The 18,436-nt window shown below is 43.2% G+C and carries 10 protein-coding genes; 8 read left to right on the forward strand and 2 right to left on the reverse strand.

Translation table 11 applies throughout. From position 1 onward, the window contains the following. Positions 1-166: 166 nt before the first annotated feature. Positions 167-2,950, forward strand: coding sequence for a glycoside hydrolase family 2 protein (locus ACLOAU_RS00140; RefSeq protein WP_427859776.1), 2,784 nt, complete (start codon positions 167-169; stop codon positions 2,948-2,950). Between the two features lie 339 nt (positions 2,951-3,289). Here the strand turns inward: ACLOAU_RS00140 and nagB are convergent, their stop codons facing one another. Together nagB and ACLOAU_RS00150 are read right to left on the reverse strand one after the other, a co-directional pair. After that, entirely contained in the window at positions 3,290-5,224 is a 1,935-nt protein-coding gene (gene nagB / locus ACLOAU_RS00145; protein WP_427859777.1) for a glucosamine-6-phosphate deaminase, read from the reverse strand. 49 nt (positions 5,225-5,273) lie between these two features. Continuing rightward, positions 5,274-6,509 carry an ROK family transcriptional regulator gene (locus ACLOAU_RS00150; RefSeq protein WP_427859778.1) on the reverse strand — a complete coding sequence of 412 codons (1,236 nt, stop codon included), beginning with the start codon at positions 6,507-6,509 and terminating at the stop codon, positions 5,274-5,276. Positions 6,510-6,661: 152 nt separating this feature from the next. Between ACLOAU_RS00150 and ACLOAU_RS00155 the strand changes: the two genes are divergently transcribed. From ACLOAU_RS00155 to ACLOAU_RS00185, 7 genes are read left to right on the forward strand one after another with little or no spacing between them, the layout of a single operon-like run. Continuing rightward, on the forward strand, positions 6,662-8,776 hold the full coding sequence (locus ACLOAU_RS00155; protein WP_427859779.1) for a hypothetical protein: 2,115 nt from the start codon (positions 6,662-6,664) through the stop codon (positions 8,774-8,776). Positions 8,777-8,787: 11 nt separating this feature from the next. Further along, on the forward strand, positions 8,788-9,996 hold the full coding sequence (locus ACLOAU_RS00160) for a DUF5689 domain-containing protein (protein ID WP_427859780.1): 1,209 nt from the start codon (positions 8,788-8,790) through the stop codon (positions 9,994-9,996). A gap of 10 nt (positions 9,997-10,006) precedes the next feature. After that, on the forward strand, positions 10,007-13,237 hold the full coding sequence (locus ACLOAU_RS00165) for a SusC/RagA family TonB-linked outer membrane protein (RefSeq protein WP_427859781.1): 3,231 nt from the start codon (positions 10,007-10,009) through the stop codon (positions 13,235-13,237). A gap of 9 nt (positions 13,238-13,246) precedes the next feature. Then, positions 13,247-15,013 carry a RagB/SusD family nutrient uptake outer membrane protein gene (locus ACLOAU_RS00170; RefSeq protein WP_427859782.1) on the forward strand — a complete coding sequence of 589 codons (1,767 nt, stop codon included), beginning with the start codon at positions 13,247-13,249 and terminating at the stop codon, positions 15,011-15,013. 5 nt (positions 15,014-15,018) lie between these two features. Beyond that, the gene (locus ACLOAU_RS00175; protein WP_427859783.1) at positions 15,019-15,861 is read left to right on the forward strand and encodes an endonuclease/exonuclease/phosphatase family protein; all 843 of its coding nucleotides are present in this window, start codon (positions 15,019-15,021) and stop codon (positions 15,859-15,861) included. A gap of 6 nt (positions 15,862-15,867) precedes the next feature. Then, a complete protein-coding gene (locus tag ACLOAU_RS00180; RefSeq protein WP_490390941.1) occupies positions 15,868-17,073 on the forward strand; it encodes a n-acyl-d-glucosamine 2-epimerase in 1,206 nt (401 codons plus the stop codon). A gap of 9 nt (positions 17,074-17,082) precedes the next feature. Continuing rightward, positions 17,083-18,315 carry a sugar MFS transporter gene (locus ACLOAU_RS00185; protein WP_427859785.1) on the forward strand — a complete coding sequence of 411 codons (1,233 nt, stop codon included), beginning with the start codon at positions 17,083-17,085 and terminating at the stop codon, positions 18,313-18,315. The last annotated feature ends 121 nt before the right edge of the window (positions 18,316-18,436 follow it).

An 18,436-nucleotide genomic window follows, 5' to 3' on the forward strand; every position in this document is an offset into this window, starting at 1 on the left:
ATGGAGCGTCTATCTTCAAAGTGTAAGTAAAACTTTTTTCATTAGCTCTTTAAAGTGGATGATGTATTTAATAGGAGCCTTGTGGCTGCAAACAAAGAACGATTAAAAGGTGGTCTGTAAATTCTCTTGTAGCTTGCTTATCTTTATCCCTATCTTAAATACAGCCATGATGATTCTTTTTAAAGCCCTGGCCACCACTGCGCTGCTCGCTGTTGGTTATTACACTTTCGCGCAAACTGAAATAAAATACCTGTCGGGTACAGGTGCAGATCATACAGTGCCCTGGGATTTTTATTGTACTGATGGAATGAACAGTAAGAAGTGGAGCAAGATCAATGTGCCCTCATGCTGGGAGCAACAGGGCTTTGGTGAGTACAATTACGGACACGTTCCGCTTGACAAAAGATTAAACGAGCAGGGACATTATAAACATGAGTTCATAGCGCCCCAGGCATGGAAGGGCAAGGATATACAAATTATTTTCGAAGGAGTTTTTACAGATTGTGAGATAATCCTGAACAATCAACCGGTAGGCAGGCATCAGGGAGGCTTTTATGAATTTGGTTTTGATCTTACAGATCAGATTTTATACGGTCAAAAGAATCTTTTGGAGGTTAAGGTTAAGAAAAAGTCTGATAACATATCCGTTAATCAGGCTGAGCTGGAGGCAGACTTCTGGAATTTTGGAGGTATTTTCAGGCCTGTATATATTCAGGTCAACCCCAAAGAACATATAGAACATGTTGCCATTGATCCGCGGGCGGACGGAACTATTCGGGCCGATATCACGATTAAAAACTCCGAAAAAACCGCCCGTCTGCGATTGACGATAAAGGATTTTAAGGGAAAGTCCCTTGCAACCTTTATTGAGCCGGTTAAAAAAGGAGCAGGTACCCTTCGCAGCACACAACAATTCGCCAACCCGAAGTTATGGTCGCCGGAATTTCCCAACCGATACATAGCTGAGTATGCCATATTGGATAAAGATGGAAAACAGCTGCACACATGCCGTGTTAAAATAGGTTTTAGAACGGTTGAAGTTCGGGCACAGGATGGTATTTATGTTAATGGAGCCAGAGTGAAATTTAAAGGCGTGAATGCACATACCTTTCACCCCAATTTTGGAAGAACTTCTTCTGAACGGATGAGTATAGAAACCGTGAATCTCATTAAGGATATGAACATGAATGCCGTCCGGCTATCTCATTATCCTCATGATAAACATTTCATGAATGCCTGTGATTCGCTGGGCCTCTTTGTGCTGGATGAACTTACGGGTTGGCAGGCTCCCAGTTATGATAGTGTGATCGGCCGGAAACTGTTGCGCGAATTGGTAAAACGGGATGTGAATTATGCGTCTGTTTTATTCTGGGACAATGGCAACGAGGGTGGATGGAATAAGGCATACGACCATGAGTTTGCTGAGGTAGATATTCAGCAAAGAGAAGTGCTGCATCCCTGGGGGGCTTTCGGAAAAACAGTTACTTCCCACTATATTGATTATAATTATCTATCCGGGGATAACTTCGCCAACAGGCAGATCTTCTTTCCCACTGAATTTTTACACGGTTTGTATGACGGTGGGTTGGGTGCAGGCCTCAACGACTACTGGTCAAAGATGTGGGCCAATCCGTTATGTGCAGGAGGATTTCTTTGGGTATTGGCTGATGAAATGGTGAACCGGACAGATACTAAAGTTCTTGATGGAGACGGTAATCATGCACCCGATGGTATTGTAGGACCGTATCATGAAAAGGAGGGGAGCTACTATACTATAAAGGAGATATGGTCACCCATTTTTATAGAAGATAAATATATAACTGCCGCTTTTGATGGGATGTTGAACATTGAGAACAGGTTTCATTACACCAATTTGACGGATTGTAAACTAACCTATCAATGGGTATCATTTCCTGCTGCATCTGCAGACAGCCGTAGAATAATTAGTCAGGGGCTGATTCCCGTTGCGCCTCTGAAGCCAATGGAGCGTACCCGGGTAAAAGTAGCGATGCCCATGGGTTGGGTGCAGGCCGATGTTCTTGAGATTGAAGCTAAGGATCCGCATGGCAGGCATATCTATACCTGGACGTTTCCGGTTAAGAGTCCGGACGAAGTAACTAATAACAGGATAACAGCGAGGGTGCGGCAACAGCAGGCCGTGCAGTATTCTGAAACTAATGACGATTTCGTATTTGATGTTGGTACTATAAAAATAGTAATTAATAAAAACTCGGGCTTACTCAGGGAAGTGGCCAATGCAAAGGGAATACTGCCCCTTACAAATGGTCCTGTGTCTGCAAGTGAGCATGACAAAGTGATGAGCGTGCGTCATACAGAAACTGGAGGTGCTCATCAGGTAGCCGTAACTTATGAGAAAAACAGGATGAATGTGGTATGGTCTATAAATCCTGGTGGACTGGTAGGCCTGGATATAAAATATAGGCCTTCGAACAATGTTGCATTCTGTGGTATAGATTTTGACCTGGCTGAAAGCGAGGTAGCCGGTTTGAAATGGATGGGCAACGGACCTTACGGCGTATGGAAGAACAGGTTGAAGGGTGTGTCTTTTAATGTGTGGGAGAAAAAGTACAATAATACGGTTACCGGTAGCTCAGGGTTTATTTACCCGGAGTTTAAGGGATATTATTCTAAATTTTATTGGGCTCAGATTAACTTGAAACAGGGCAGGTCATTTAAAGTATACTGCAAATCCGAAGATGTTTACCTGAAATTGTTCAACCCTAAGCCTGGACCGGATCCTGCCAATACCGTAGTTAAACATTCCAGGGGTGATCTATCCTTCTTGCATGGGATTCCCGCCATAGGTAACAAGTTCAGTAAAACAGATGTGCTCGGACCCGAATCTTCCAATTATCAGTTCGAGCCTAAGCGGGTTCTGGACGATTATTTAAATATGAGTCTTGTGTTTGATTTTGCGGGAATCGAGTAATTCGCCGGGCAATTTCCTCATCTTTAAATCTGATGATAAACAATAATAACTTTACCCGACGAATTTACAGTGTAGCCTTCCGTGTTTTTCCGTGTTAAATATAGTGTCGATGGTGATCTGACCTCCATGTTAAGAAGCGGGTTTTGGAGCTTAATATCACTTTTTATTTTTGAATGAAAAAATGGAAATCACTCCTGCAATCAAAGTAGGTTTAATTGCAGTCTATCAATCAAAGACCGACTCTTTCCTTGTTTCATTTTCTACAAATTCATAGAAAAGGTTTTGTGCAGAGTAAACTCTACGACATAGTTTCACCGTGCTAAAATTCCAGCCCTTATGCTAAATATACTGCCATCTCACAAAAGCTTCCATAGCTGCATAGTGTGTGAGACCGAGGTCGGCATATATCTTTGCAGTAGCGGCATTTCTTTCTTCGGCTCTTTGCCAGAACTCCCGGTCATCACTTCCCTGGAAGGGTACACTGTCTTTTTGCGACTGGTGTATAAAAATGCCAAAGCGTTTTTTAAGCACCTGTGCCGGGCTCATAGGTATGGCCATTTCAATATCTTCAATATCCCATTCCTGCCAGGCGCCTTTGTACAACCACAGCCAGCAATCATTGATCCATGCATCGCCATCGGCTTTAATACGCTGCAATGCTTTCAACACGGCGTTAAAACATACCAGGTGGGTACCATGTGGGTCGGCAAAATCTCCTGCACAAAATATTTGTTGCGGTTGTACTTCCCTTAGCAATTGTATGGTCAGTTCCACATCTTCTTCACCCAAAGGTTTCTTTTCAATAGTACCGGTTTCATAAAAAGGCAGGTTTTGAAAATGTACATTATTAGGATCAATACCTACATAGTTACAGGTGGCTTTAGCCTCGCCGCGGCGGATCAATCCTTTTAAAGCCCGGATAGTGGGAGAGTCAACCTGTCCGGGTTTTTTACCGGAGATATAAGCCCTCGCTTCACTTAAGATCTGTCCGGGTTTATCAGAGTTGATATCGGCGATCTCGTTAAATCCAACCGCAAAATCCAGGAAGCGGGTCACAAACTCATCTGTAACAGCAATATTGCCCGAGGTTTGATAAGCCACATGCACTTCATGTCCCTGGTCGTGCAGGCGCTGAAAAGTACCACCCATACTAATGATGTCATCATCAGGGTGGGGGGAGAAGATGATGCATTTTTTTGGGTAAGGCTCCGATCTTTCGGGGTGTGCCGGTATTACCGCATTGGGCTTGCCACCTGGCCAGCCGGTAATGCTGTCGCGCAACATATAATACACTTCGAGGTTGATCTCGTAAGCATCGCCTTTTTCCACCAGCAGGTCGCTGAGGCCATTGTCATTATAATCCTCGTTGGTGAGGCTCAACACAGTTTTACCCAGTTGCAAAGCCATATTCACCACAGCTTTTTTAATATTCTTAGGCGTCCATTCGCAATCGCCGGTGAGCCAGGGCGACTTAATCCGGGTTAGACCCGAAGCTGCTGCTTCATCCAGTACAAAACTTACATTATCGTGGTTTTGCAGGAAGGAAGCCGGAACGATCTCAGAATCTTCGTCTTCCACAGCTTTTTTAACCGCTATCGCTTTGGCCGGTCCCCAGGCCATCAGAATGATCTGTCTGGATTTCATAATGGTGCTGATGCCCATGGTAATGGCCATACGGGGCACTTCAGAAATATTGGCAAACTCGTAGGCATTGGCCAAACGGGTGCTGTTGGTAAGGTTTACCAGGCGGGTACGGGTGTAAATACCTGAGCCAGGTTCGTTGAAACCGATATGGCCGTTATTACCAATACCCAATATCTGCAGGTCGATACCGCCGGCTGCTTCAATTTTCTTTTCATAATCTGCACAGGCAACCTTGATGTCTTCTTTTTTTATTTCACCATTGGGGATGTTGATATTCTCTGGTTTAATATCTACATGATCAAAGAGGTGGTTATGCATAAAGCGGTTGTAGCTTTGCGGTGCTTCCTTGCTGATGGGATAGTACTCATCGAGGTTAAAGGAGATCACATTGCTGAAGCTCAGTCCTTCTTCTTTATGCATGCGTACCAGCTCTGCATACAGTGTTTTAGGGCTGGAGCCTGTAGCGAGGCCCAGTACGCAGTTCTGTCCCTGCTGCTGTTTTTGGCGGATGAGGTTGGCAATAGTTTGTGCAATTACCTTTGAACCACTTTTTACATCAGCCTGGATATTGACACTGATCTTTTCTAAGCTATCTATATAGCTGCCGTTTGCATGGGCGGAGGACATCATGTTGAAAGTACTTTTTTGTATGTGACAGAAATAACGTCGATGATATTGTTTAATGTATATTCAGCAAGTGGTTTCTAAGCAATAAACTTACTCCAATCAAACCCGCTCGTTTTCCGAGTTTAGAAAACCTGAATTCGGTATCCGTATTCACCAGGTTGAGTGAATGTTTATTAATGGAAGAAAGGATGGGTAACAAAGTAAGCGAGCCAGCCCGCGCCATTTCTCCGCCGATTATCACCAGTTCGGGGTTAAATAGATTTAACATCAGGGCTATACCTTTGCCTATTTTTTCTCCTGCGGTAGAAATAACCTCAATACAAAGGCTATCATCTTTCAATGCAGCATCTACCACATTGTGCAGGCTGATTTCTTCATGACGGGAAGTCTCTGTTAATATAGTTGATGTTCCATTTTGTATAGCGTAAACGACCTGGGAGATAATTGCCGCACCAGACGCTTCAGTTTCCAGGCAACCTTTTTTACCGCAGTGGCAGATAATGTCGTTATTAAAAATAGCCAGGTGGCCAAACTCACCGGCAAACCCCGACTTTCCTGAATACAGATCGCCTTTGATAATGATACCCATACCAATACCATCATTCAGGTTCAGGAAAAGTATATCTTTTTCGTTAGTTACACAGCCTTTGGCGTACTCACCAAACGACATAGCACGCGTATCGTTCTCGATATAACAGGGTAATTTAAAGCGCTCGCTAAGTATTTCGCTGAGTGGCTGCTCGTGAAAATTAAAGAAGCTATAGCTATTGCCAGTACGATGATTGACGCGCCCGGTAATAGTGAGGCCTATACCTGCTAATTTCTCCAGGTGAGCTTTTTGATTTTTTAAGTAAGCTTCCGTTATTTTACAAAGCTCATCAAACTTAGCCTTGGTATTTTGCAGTTCAAAAATTATGTTTTCCTGAACATCTACTATTTCTTCGCGAAAGTTTACTAAAGCTATATTTATATGATGACGGTGTATTTCAATAGATAAAAAATATCCCGCCTCGGGGTTTAATCCATAAAAATTAGGCTTTCTGCCTACACCAATAATTTCCTTACCCAAGTCAACCAGGAGGCCGTTTTTTAGCAATTCGTTAACAAGATCATTGATCTTTGGAACGCTCACTTTAGTGTGCTGAGCTAATTCGGCAATCGTTACCCTGCCATTTTTTATAAAATATTCGACAATATCTTTTTGTAATTGTACATTCTTAAAAGAGACACCGCTGGTGATTTGACTTTTTTCCTGCAATTCTGCGATAAATCCTTTCAATCCTTTCATTAGATAAATGAGCTTTAGAAAACTCTAATTGTAAAAATAATTAATAATAAAGATATAATAATATTTTTTATAGCAATTTTTAAAATATTTATTAAAATAATTTAATTAATATTTCTTAATTGAATTATTAATTTATATATTTGGATTCCATTATGAAAAATAATAAAAAACATTTTTTAATTATTTTGCTGCTTGTAGTGTTCGTTTCATCAGTGAGTGCCAGGGTTATTATTGTAGCTGACCGGCAGCATCCCGTAGCTGAAGTACTGATAAAATGCGGTATCGATGTCAGGTTCGCCGATAACCTGTCAAAAGCTATTCGATCCGCTGCTTATGGCGACGGTATCATAGTATTGCAAAACAGGCATGCTCCCTCTGCCGGTGAACTGGATATTCTTTCGCGAAAAAGGCTGAAAGTTTTTTTACAGTATCCTTCTTTTATTGGCAATACGGTGCCCGATGAACAAAAGGTAACACTGGAGCGCGTAGTAATGAATACCTCCTATATACGGGATATGGACTCGCTGGCTATTTTGTCTGTTAATGATCATTCATTTTATAAATACAGCCCCAAGAAGCTTACCTACGCCTACATTGCGAAAATAGCGGGGTTTGATAAAGCTGAATATGGATTTGAAGGCGTTGACAGGTATCCGTTCTTATTTATAGAAAATGGAATACTGGTTGCAGGTGCAGATATAAGTAACTGGCAACGGGCAAGATTTGGTCCGCAGGAGTACTGGAAAAACTTATGGCAGTTTGTCTTTCACTACGTGGGTATCAGTAAAACGGTATTATGGAATACGGACAAAAGTGTTCAGCCTGCATTGAATAAAAATAGTTCTGTAACTCGGGAGGACTATCTTAATACGCTACAACTGGGTGCCGGGTGGTATACCCGTTCGAAACTACTGGTGGCAGACAATTGGCAGCACCTGGTAACAGAACAAACACGCAAAAATGGTGAAGGTGTTATTTTCCCTGCAGTAAACGACTCCATGAAAGCCGGCGACGGCAGGCTGGGAATACTGGAAGGTCATGCGTCTTTTATTAACCATGATGGAAGCCAGCCGGTTCGATGGTGGTTGAGAGGTGATTGCCAGGCGGAAACAGCTTTTGCTTTGAGCTCGGCAGCATCGGTTCTGAAGAAGCCCTATTATGATACTATCGCACAGAACCTGCTTCGTTATTTATACCAAACGTCAAATCTCAGGCAGGGCGAGCGAAACGATCCGGCAAGCCCTTCTTTTGGTCTTATTGGTTGGGCAACAACCGACCCTGACGCCTACTATGGCGATGATAATGCCCGCGTGCTTTTAGGATCTATAGGTGCTTCTGCCAATATGAAAACCAGTGATTGGAATAGCTTTATTATAGAGGGTATATTGGGTAATTTCAGAACCGCCGGCCGCAATGGTTTTAGAGGTCCCTGGTTCAGGGATGCAGCCATGCAAAAGACCGACTGGAAAATCCTGTCTAAACGGGAGATCGTTAATGTACATCCTCACTACGAATCCTGGCTTTGGGCCCTCTACCTCTGGTTATACGATAAAACACAATACGAGCCCTTAAAAGATAAAGCAAAAGAGGCAATAGCTATTACGATGGCTCATTTTCCTGAATGGAAATGGACGAATGGTATACAGCAGGAATATGCACGTATGTTGTTGCCCCTTGCCTGGCTGGTGCGGGTAGAAGATTCACCTCAGCATAGAAATTGGTTAAAAATGGTAGCGTTGGCCCTCTTAAAAGATTTGGATGAGAGCGGCGCTATCAAAGAACGGCTTGGCATCTCGGGGTTAGGGCGTTACGATAAAATACGCTCCAATATTGAATATGGTACTAAAGAGGCACCACTCATCTCTGAATACGGAGATCAGGTGACGGATTTATTGTATACGCTCAACTTTTGCTCTTTCGGGCTTAACGAGGCTTACGCGGCAACAAATGATGATTATTACGAAAACGCGTTGAAGAAGATAGATGATTTTTTTGTTCGCGTACAGGTTAAAGCTCCCAACCATCAAGACCTGGATGGCACATGGTTTCGTGCATTTGACTTCGGCAGATGGGAATACTGGGCCAGCAACGCTGACTCGGGATGGGGGCCCTGGGGAACGCAGACGGGTTGGACACAATCATGGATTATTAATGCCCTTGTCTCCCGCATCACCAACCGAAACTTTTGGGAGTTCACTAAGGCTTCATTCGATACGGAACTGTTTCGACAACAGTGTGCTCAATCATTCAATCTAATGCTGAAGTAAAATAAATCTTTATGAGAAAAAATCTAAACCGGCTGCAGGCTTTGCTGCTTGTATTGCTTTGTCTTTTTTGCTCCTGTGCTAAAGATATCCGATTGGGTAAATACCCAGATCCCGAGCCGTCTTCCATTTACAATTTAAGAAGAGTGCAGATCACCGAAGGCCTGGTATGGGGTGAAACGGCCATACCAGGTGTAGTTACCTCCGACATTAAGCACGGCAATTTTGATAGCAGGGTATTGGTTATCCAGGATCTCAATAATGAAGCCGCTGTTGCCGTAGCATTGCCTGTAGCTAATGCATCCCTTAATGCCGGGGATGTTGTGGTTATGAATTTAAAAGGTGCAAGCATTGTGGAAAGATCGGGAGAGCTTACAATAATAAACCTGCCCTTAGAACAGTTGAAGGCAACCGGCGAACAAAGGGTTGTGGTACCCAAACCGGTAAGTATTGCTGCTGTGCTTGCCAATGCAAAATACTGGGGCCCGCTGCTGGTAAAGCTGGATAAGATATCTGTTTACAACCAGGAGAGCGACCGTTTGAACGGGGATTTGGTCATCGATGATGAGATAGCCGAAATGAAAGTATCATTTAATGCGGGATCTGCGTTTGAGCAAGAATCCAACCCGGGTTATATCGAATCATTAATAGGGATTGTTTCAAAAAGGGGGTCAGACTGGTCGGTGCGTCCGAGGAGCCTTAATGATATAAGATTAGGTGTATCGGAGATACTCGAAGATTTTGAGCAGGGCTCAAATACCAATTACGATAGTAAGGTGATGACTTTTGTAACGGGGGCTTGGGTAATCGATGGCGGCATTACTGCCACAAGTACTGCTGATCCTAAGAATGGTAAACAGAGTATCAGGTTGCAGGGCACCGTAGGAAATGCTAACCGCAATGGTGTAGTCGCCATGAATTTTGATCTGAAAGGCGTTAAGACAGTCTCTGTCTCCCACGGTATTTATCCGGCTGCCGCTGAATTAGCCAATATTAATCCCACTGTTCTTAGTGTAGAAGTATCCAGGAACGGAGGGCAAACCTATCAGTTGGTAGGCACTGCGGAAATTGATATCCAGTCCAGGTCTTTAAGCACGAACACCTTTTCCATCAACGCGGGCTTTAACGAGCCTGTGCGGATACGGATTGTTAATACCTCCCAACCCTTTGCCAACAACAGCCGCCCCCGAATTAACATAGATGATATACTGTTCAAATTTTAACCAAAATTTTATGAGTTACCTGATTAAAAGAATGAGCTTATTGCTGGCGCTTTTTATGGGCGGGACAGCTTTTTTATGGGCACAGGATACTATTATAGGAAATGTTACCGGAACAGTTATGGACGCAACCGGAATGCCCCTGCAACACGTAACGGTAAAACTGAGTGAAACGAATGCATCTGCTATTACCGGCACAGACGGATCTTTTTCCTTGTATATTCCAACTAAAGAGGCCTTGATTGAATGTTCGTATATAGGGTATCAATCGAAGCAGGTAATTGTTAAAAACAATGAACCGCTTGTAATTGTACTTCAGAAAGAAGATAAGTCCTTAGATGAAGTGATCATTGTTGGGTATGGTACCCAAAAGAAAGCTAACCTCACCGGGGCGGTAGAGCAAATAGATGGAGAAGTGCTAAAAAATCGACCGCTTACCAACCTGTCACAGGGTTTACAGGGCATGATACCCAATCTGAATTTAAATCCTGCCGATGGAAGGCCTGGAACCTCGCCAACTTTTAATGTTCGCGGACTTACTTCTATTGGCCAGGGAGGAAGTGCGCTGGTGTTGATTGATGGAGTAGAGGGAAATCCGGCGCTGCTCAATCCTCAGGATGTAGCATCGGTTACCGTTTTAAAGGACGCGGCATCATCGGCTATTTATGGCGCAAGAGGTGCATTTGGAGTGGTATTGATCACGACAAAAAATCCTGAAAAGGATAAAATGCAGTTAAGCTATTCTTCTAATTACGCGGTAAAAACACCTACTTATATTCCCGATTTTGTAACAGATGGTTATACATGGGCTTCTATGTTTAATGAATCTTTTTCCAGCTGGAATAATTATGCCAGTTATCCGCAAAATGTAAATAAGACGCTCCGGTTTTCACAGGAGTACCTGCAGGAACTAAAGCGAAGAAGTGAAGACCCCTCGTTGTCTAAAGTAGAGATTGATCCGGCAACTGGTCAGTATATATATTATGACAGCCACGACTGGACGAAAGATCTGTATAAAAAGAATACGTTATCCATAGACCAGGGGCTGAGCGTTTCCGGTAAAAGCAATAAAACCAGTTACCTCTTTTCTGCTCACTATTTCAATCAGCCGGGCTTGTTTCGTTATAATTCTGATGATTATAAAATGTATAATATAAGATCTAAGGGAAGTATTGAAGTATTTCCCTGGTTAACGGTATCTAATAATACCGACTTCTCAAAGGTATTGTCGCATATACCTATGAACGTGGGTGAAACGGGTGGTATCTGGAGGAACATGGTGGCTGAAGGTCATCCTATGGCTCCCTTATTTAACCCCGATGGTTCGCTTACCTTTTCAGCCGCTTATACGGTAGGTGATTATTGGTATGGTAAAAACGGAATGGATTATGATAGAAACATTTTTCGCAATACGGTAGGTTTTAGTTCCTCTTTCTTCAATAACGCTTGGCGCATCAAGGGCGATTTCACCTACCAGGTAACCAATAACAACGAAACCCGTATTCGCGTACCGGTTCCATATAGCCGTATACCTGGAGTAATTGAATACCTGGGAAATGCTTATAATGATATCAGGGAAATTAACCGAAACACTCAATACATGGCCACCAATGTATACACGGAGTATGAGAAAAGATTTAAGAAGCATTATATAAAGGCTATGGCTGGTTATAACTATGAGCTAAGTACCTACAAAAGAATAGGCGCCGAAAGAAACGGTTTGATTTACGAAGATGCTCAAGATCTTAACCTGGCCCTGGGAGAGTCTATTATTACTACGGGCGGCTATGAGCAATGGAATATACTGGGTGGGTTTTCGCGCCTGAATTACAGCTACGACGATCGCTACCTGCTGGAGCTGAACGGCCGCTATGATGGATCTTCCAAGTTTCCTGCTGATGAGCGTTATGCATTTTTCCCATCAGTATCTGCGGGCTGGCGGCTTACTAAAGAGCCTTATTGGCAGATCTCTAAAAATCTTATTTCCGACCTGAAGTTGCGGGCGTCTTACGGTTCTTTGGGTAACGGAAATATCAATTCCTATATTTTCCGGGAGCAGCTGTCACTGGCGCAGATGACGCGTATATTAGAAGGTACTCAAAATGCCTATACCAACGCACCGCCCGTATTACCGGAGGGGCTCACCTGGGAAACCGCTACTACGGCTAACTATGGGCTCGACCTTGCGTTACTAAATAACAAAGTGTTGGTTAACGTCGATTATTACCATCGCAAAACATCCAATATGTTTACACAGGGGCCTGAGCTGCCTGCAGTATTCGGGGCATCCTCGCCACGTGGTAACTATGCCGATCTGATGACACGCGGTTTTGAGTTGTCTGTAAGTTTTAGAGATCACTTTAATGCCGGGGGAAAACCCTTTAATTATACTGTCAGAGCCATTTTGTCTGACAATAAATCAAAGATCCTGAAATATAACAATGCCCGCAAGCTTCTGAACGACTACTATGTAGGGCAAACAGTTGGCGAAATATGGGGCTATGTTACCGATGGTTTTTTTGTTTCGGAGGACCACATAAGGACCTCCGCCAACCAGTCTCTTTTTCTGTCTACTGCTTCAGGCGTATGGCGTACAGGAGACATTAAGTTTAAAGATCTTAATAATGATGGTGTTATCAATTATGGGGACAATACTGTAGGTAATCCCGGCGACCGCGTAGTGATCGGTAATGAATCTCCACGTTACAGGTTTGGTCTTAATCTTTCGGCAGACTGGAATCAGTTTTTCTTTTCGGCTTTTGTACAGGGTGTCGGTCGTCAGGACTGGTATCCGAGTAGGGGGTCCAACACTTTCTGGGGGCAATACAATGTTCCGTACGGTCATCCATTGGTGTCGCAATTGGGACATATATGGACAGAGGAGCATCCGGATGCATATTTCCCCCGTTATACGGGTTATCTTGCCTGGACAGCAGGCGGAACTTTGAGGGAGGCGCAAACCCGCTACCTTCAGAACGCTGCCTATGCACGCCTCAAAAGCATACAATTGGGATACTCCCTTCCAACCGGATGGTTAAACCGGGTAAAGGCTAATGCCGCTACTATCTATGTATCCGGCGAAAACTTGTTTACCTGGTCGCCTATGTTCAGGGTTACTGCCCATAATATCGATCCCGAAAATACCGGTGATTCTGACCAGATATTAGGCGACAGTAACCAGGGTGATGGATTTAACTATCCGATGCTCAGAAGTGTTTCCATCGGACTATCTATAACTTTTTAAGATTTCAGCATGAAAAAAAATAGTATGCTCATTATACTGATCGTCCTTGTTACATCATGTAATAAACTTGATCAGGTTCCCAAATCTACGGTTAGTAAAGAGGCTGTTTTTAATACCGAGTCGGGACTTAAACTATATTCTAATTCTTTTTACAACATGCTCCCTACGTCCAATGATATACTCAAGGGCGATAATATGGGGGATTTCGTAGTTCGCAAAGATGTACCCGATTTCTTCAGAGCCGGTGCTTATGGACCTGCTCAAAGTACAGGATGGGTTTGGACAGAACTGCGCAACATTAATTATTTCCTGGAAAATAATAATGCACCTGGAGTAAGTGAAGCAGTACGTAATAACTATAACGGTATAGCCCGTTTTTTCCGGGCCTTATTTTACTTTGAAAAAGTAAAACGTTTTGGAGATGTGCCCTGGATTGGACGTACACTGGGTACTGGTGACCAGCTTTTATACGGAGGACGTGACCCGCGTTCCCGGGTCATGGATTCGGTTTTGCTTGATCTTAATTTTGCCATTGAAAATATAACTGCTAAAACCGAAGCTACTAAATCAAGGATTACCAAAACAGTTGCACAGGCATTTAAATCGCGCGTTTGTTTATTTGAAGGTACTTACAGGAAATATCATACCGAGCTTAATTTGCAGGCATCGGCAGCCCGATGGTTGCAGGAGGCTGCAAATGCCGCATCAGAGGTGATGGCGTCTGGCGCATATAGCCTGAATAATATTGCCGACACTGACCATAGTTACAAAGATCTGTTTATTAGTTCTGGTGTTAACAATGAATTATTATTGTGCCTCACTTATAGTGCCGAATTAGGCGTGTTTCATGACGCAAACTGGTATTATACCAGCGCCACTTATGGAGATCGTTTAAGCTTTACCCGTAAGTTTGTCAATACTTACCTGAACCTTGATGGCTCTGCATTTACTGGTAACCCGGGTTATGTATCACAGACGTTTATGCAGGAAACCAAAGGGCGCGATAAACGTCTGGGTCAAACCATCCGGATGAAGGGATACACCCGCGTAAATGGTGGGCAGACACAGAATGTGCCGCCTTTATTTTCTTATACATATACAGGCTACCAGCCGGTTAAATGGGTGCATCCCGATATGAGTCTGGATGGGGGAGTGAGAAATAATTCAAATATTCCTGTTATAAGATATGCCGAAGTGCTGCTCAATTATGCAGAAGCAAAAGCAGAACTAGGCACTATGAACGACGAAGATTGGGCGGCGACTATTGGAATGCTCAGGAGGAGAGGGGGCATTCAAAACGGTCTTAGTAGCAAACCTGTGCAGGCCGATCCGTATCTGAGGCAGCAATATTTTCCTGATATCACCGACCCTGTGGTGCTCGAGGTAAGACGCGAGCGCGGTGTAGAACTGGCATTGGAAGGCTTTCGCTTTTACGATATCGTGCGTTGGAAAAGAGGAGAGCTGTTTGCTGCTGCCTGGAATGGAATGTATGTACCTGCTTTAAATACTTCCTTCGATCTGAATGAAGATGGCGCTGATGATGTATCATTTTATAATACCGCTCCCGGAGCAACTCAAAATGGCGTCACCTACATTAATGTAGCAGCCACTGTAAATGGCCAGCCTAATGCATTAACACTTTCGGCAGGTACTTCCGGCGAAATTACCTGGTTAAACACGGTTCCCAGAACCTGGAATGATCGCATGTATTTGTATCCCATACCACTGAACGACCTCGTTTTAAACCCCGATCTTAAACAAAATCCCAACTGGTAAATTTTATGAAAAAGTATAACAGATCAAGTCTTAAACATTGGGTAGTGCCCGCTATTTTAAGTTTCTTTTTTTTAACATCCTGGGGTTGTAACCGCACTGGTACTGAATTGCCCGGCGATAGCAGCAAGGTATTGAAGCTGATGACTTACAACATACATATAGCTAATCCCCCATCCAGGCCGTCGGTGGTAGATGTGGAAGCTATTGCCAATGTGATCAACACGGTAAAGCCTGATTTTGTGGCTTTGCAGGAGGTGGATCGTTTCACAGACCGTTCCGGTAAAGACCTCGACCAGGCAAAGAAGCTGGCAGAACTTACTAAAATGAACTACAGGTTTTTTAAAGCACTCGATCGTTCTAACGGAGAATACGGCGTTGCGATTCTAACAAAGTTTGAAATTGAAGAATCTAAAGGATTTGTATTGCCCGTGGTGCAGAATACAGGTGCTGAACTTAGAGCTCTTGGATTGATAAGGGTGAAGCTTCCGGGTGATCAGGATTTTGTATTTGCCTCAACCCACATCGATCACATAGCAGATCAGAACAGGGAGCTTCAGTCCCGCGAAATTTTAAAGTCGTTAAAATCGTATCAGAAGTATCCGATTGTATTAGGCGGCGACTTTAATATGAATCAGTCCAATGAAGTGTGGAACACTCTTAAACTGATTTTTAATGTACCCTGTACCATGTGCCCTGCTACCCACTCGGCTACTAATCCCAAAACATCAATAGACTATCTTCTTTTGAATACGGTAAGCAAAACGGCATTTACCATTAAATCTTATAACACTCATTTAGAAACCTATGCTTCAGACCATCTTCCTGTAGTAATGGAATTAAAATATTAAATGTATATGCAAACAACGGATTTTGAACAAAGGTCGATTTTATATAAGAGTTATCTTTTAGATAACGTAATGCCCTTTTGGATGGAACATTCAATTGACCAGGAATATGGAGGTTTTTTTACATGCCTCGATCGCACCGGCAGGGTGTATGATAAAGATAAGTTTATATGGCTTCAGTGTCGTCAGGTGTGGACACTTTCTATGCTGTATAATAACCTTGAAAGCCATACAAGCTGGCTCGATGCTGCAATAGCCGGAGCCGAATTTCTAACGCGTTATGGCAGAAACAAGAGTGGCGACTGGTATTTCTCACTTGATAGAAAAGGAAGGCCACTGGTGGCTGCCTACAATATATTTTCGGATTGTTTTGCCACAATGGGCTTTGCGCAGCTATACAAAGCAACGGGTAATAGTACTTATGGCGAGATCGCAAAGCAAACCTTTGATAATATTCTGGCCCGAAAGGACAATCCCAAAGGAGGGTTTTCGAAACAGGTGGCAGGCACGAGGGATTTAAAAGGATTTTCGCTTCCTATGATTTTGTGCAACCTGGTGCTTGAAATTGAACACCTGCTATTGCCGGATATGGTACAGCAAACCCTGGAGTTTGGTGTAAACGAGGTAATGGAAGTATTTTATAAGGAAGAGCATGGCCTGATATTGGAGAATGTAGGGCTGCAAAATGAATGGGTAGACAGCTTCGAAGGCCGGCTAATTAATCCCGGTCATGGTTTGGAGGCCATGTGGTTTATTATGGATATAGCATCGAAATTTAATAATAAAGCGCTGATCGAAAAATGTATTGATATAAGCTTAAAAATTCTGGACTTTGGATGGGACCCGGTGCATGGCGGATTATTTTATTTTAAAGATTTAAGAGGATATCCACCTCAGCAGCTGGAATGGGATCAGAAGTTGTGGTGGGTGCACCTCGAAGCTATGATCAATGCTTTGAAGGCATATCGCTTGTCGGGCAATCAATTATGCCTGGCCTGGTATGAGAAATTACATGAGTACACCTGGAAACACTTTGTAGATAAAGAACACGGAGAAATGTTCGGCTACCTTAACCGGCAAGGTAATGTGCTGCTGAACCTCAAAGGCGGAAAATGGAAAGGGTGTTTTCACGTGCCCCGGGCCTTATATCAACTTACAAAGTTGTCACAAGAAATATTCACCTATGCTCATTCACCATCCTTAATGTCAATTTAACAATTTACAATGAAACCAGAAGATAATGTTCAAAAGGTCGATAATGCGCGAGGCTTTACACTGGCGCTGATTGCGCTTGCTATTCTTTATTTTTTGATGGGATTCACCACTGTTTTGAATGATACCCTGGTTCCCTTTTTTAAAGACGGTTTCCAGCTTACTTATTCGCAATCTTCTCTTGTTCAGTTCTATTTCTACCTGACTTACGGTTTGATTTCCATCCCGGCAGGTAAACTGGTTGAAAAGATTGGTTATAAGCATGGAATGGTATGGGGCTTTTGTATTGCTGCCGCAGGGGCCTTTTTATTTTATCCCGCGGCTCATTTTCACCAGTATATCTTGTTTCTCGCTGCATTATTCGTAGTGGCTATAGGCATAGTTACATTACAGGTGTCGGCTAACCCTTATATAACTGTCCTCGGTCCTGAACACAGCGCTGCATCAAGGCTTACGCTAATTCAGGGGGTGGGTTCGGTAGGTACCACACTCGCGCCTGTATTTGGTGCGCATTTTATCCTGTCTAAAGTAGATGCCTCCCAGGGTTCCGGGGTGTTGGTTAAACCATACCTACTTATTGGTGCAACCTTATTGCTTGTAGGGGGCATAGTATATATTTTAAAGTTGCCTGTTGTAACGTCTAAAAAGCCGGGAGGAGAAGGCGTGTTATCTGTTATGCAGATGCTCAGGACCTTTCCTAATTTAAAATATGGAGTTATAGCTTTGTTTGCATATGTAGGTGCTGAAGTGGCAATTGGCACCTACCTTACTAATTATATTGCGGATACTGTGTTTATATCAGAGCGCGAAGCGAATGTATTTGTATCTTATTATTGGGGTGGAATGCTGATAGGTAGACTAGCGGGAGCCTCTGTTCTACGATATTTCAAAGCTAATAAGGTATTGGTTGCAATGTCATTGCTGGCGGGCGTTTTCATTACAGGCTCACTGCTATCCGAAGGTTATTTATCTGTTTGGCTGATGGTAGCCGTAGGGTTGTGCAATTCAGTAATGTTTGCTTCAATTTTTTCGCTATCGGTCAAAGGATTAGGCCCTTCAACCGGCAAAGGCTCAGGTATGTTGTCTGCAGCCATAGTTGGCGGAGCCCTAATTACTTTTCTTCAAGGGTATACAAAAGACCTTTTCAGCTGGAGTATCGCCTTTATCATTCCAATTACCTGTTATCTATTTATCTTTCTTTATGGGTATAAATTTTATATATCCAGGAAGGTGAGAAGCTTGTAGATACTGATCAACAGAGAGAGAACGATCAGGCAAGTAACGCTATCTCCCTGCAGTTTCAAACGGCGATTAATGGGTTGCAAATACGCCTCAATTTTGAATACAGCGCTGCACAAGGAAGGGC

Source organism: Paraniabella aurantiaca, assembly GCF_050309965.1.
In the GTDB taxonomy this organism is placed as follows: domain Bacteria; phylum Bacteroidota; class Bacteroidia; order Chitinophagales; family Chitinophagaceae; genus Niabella.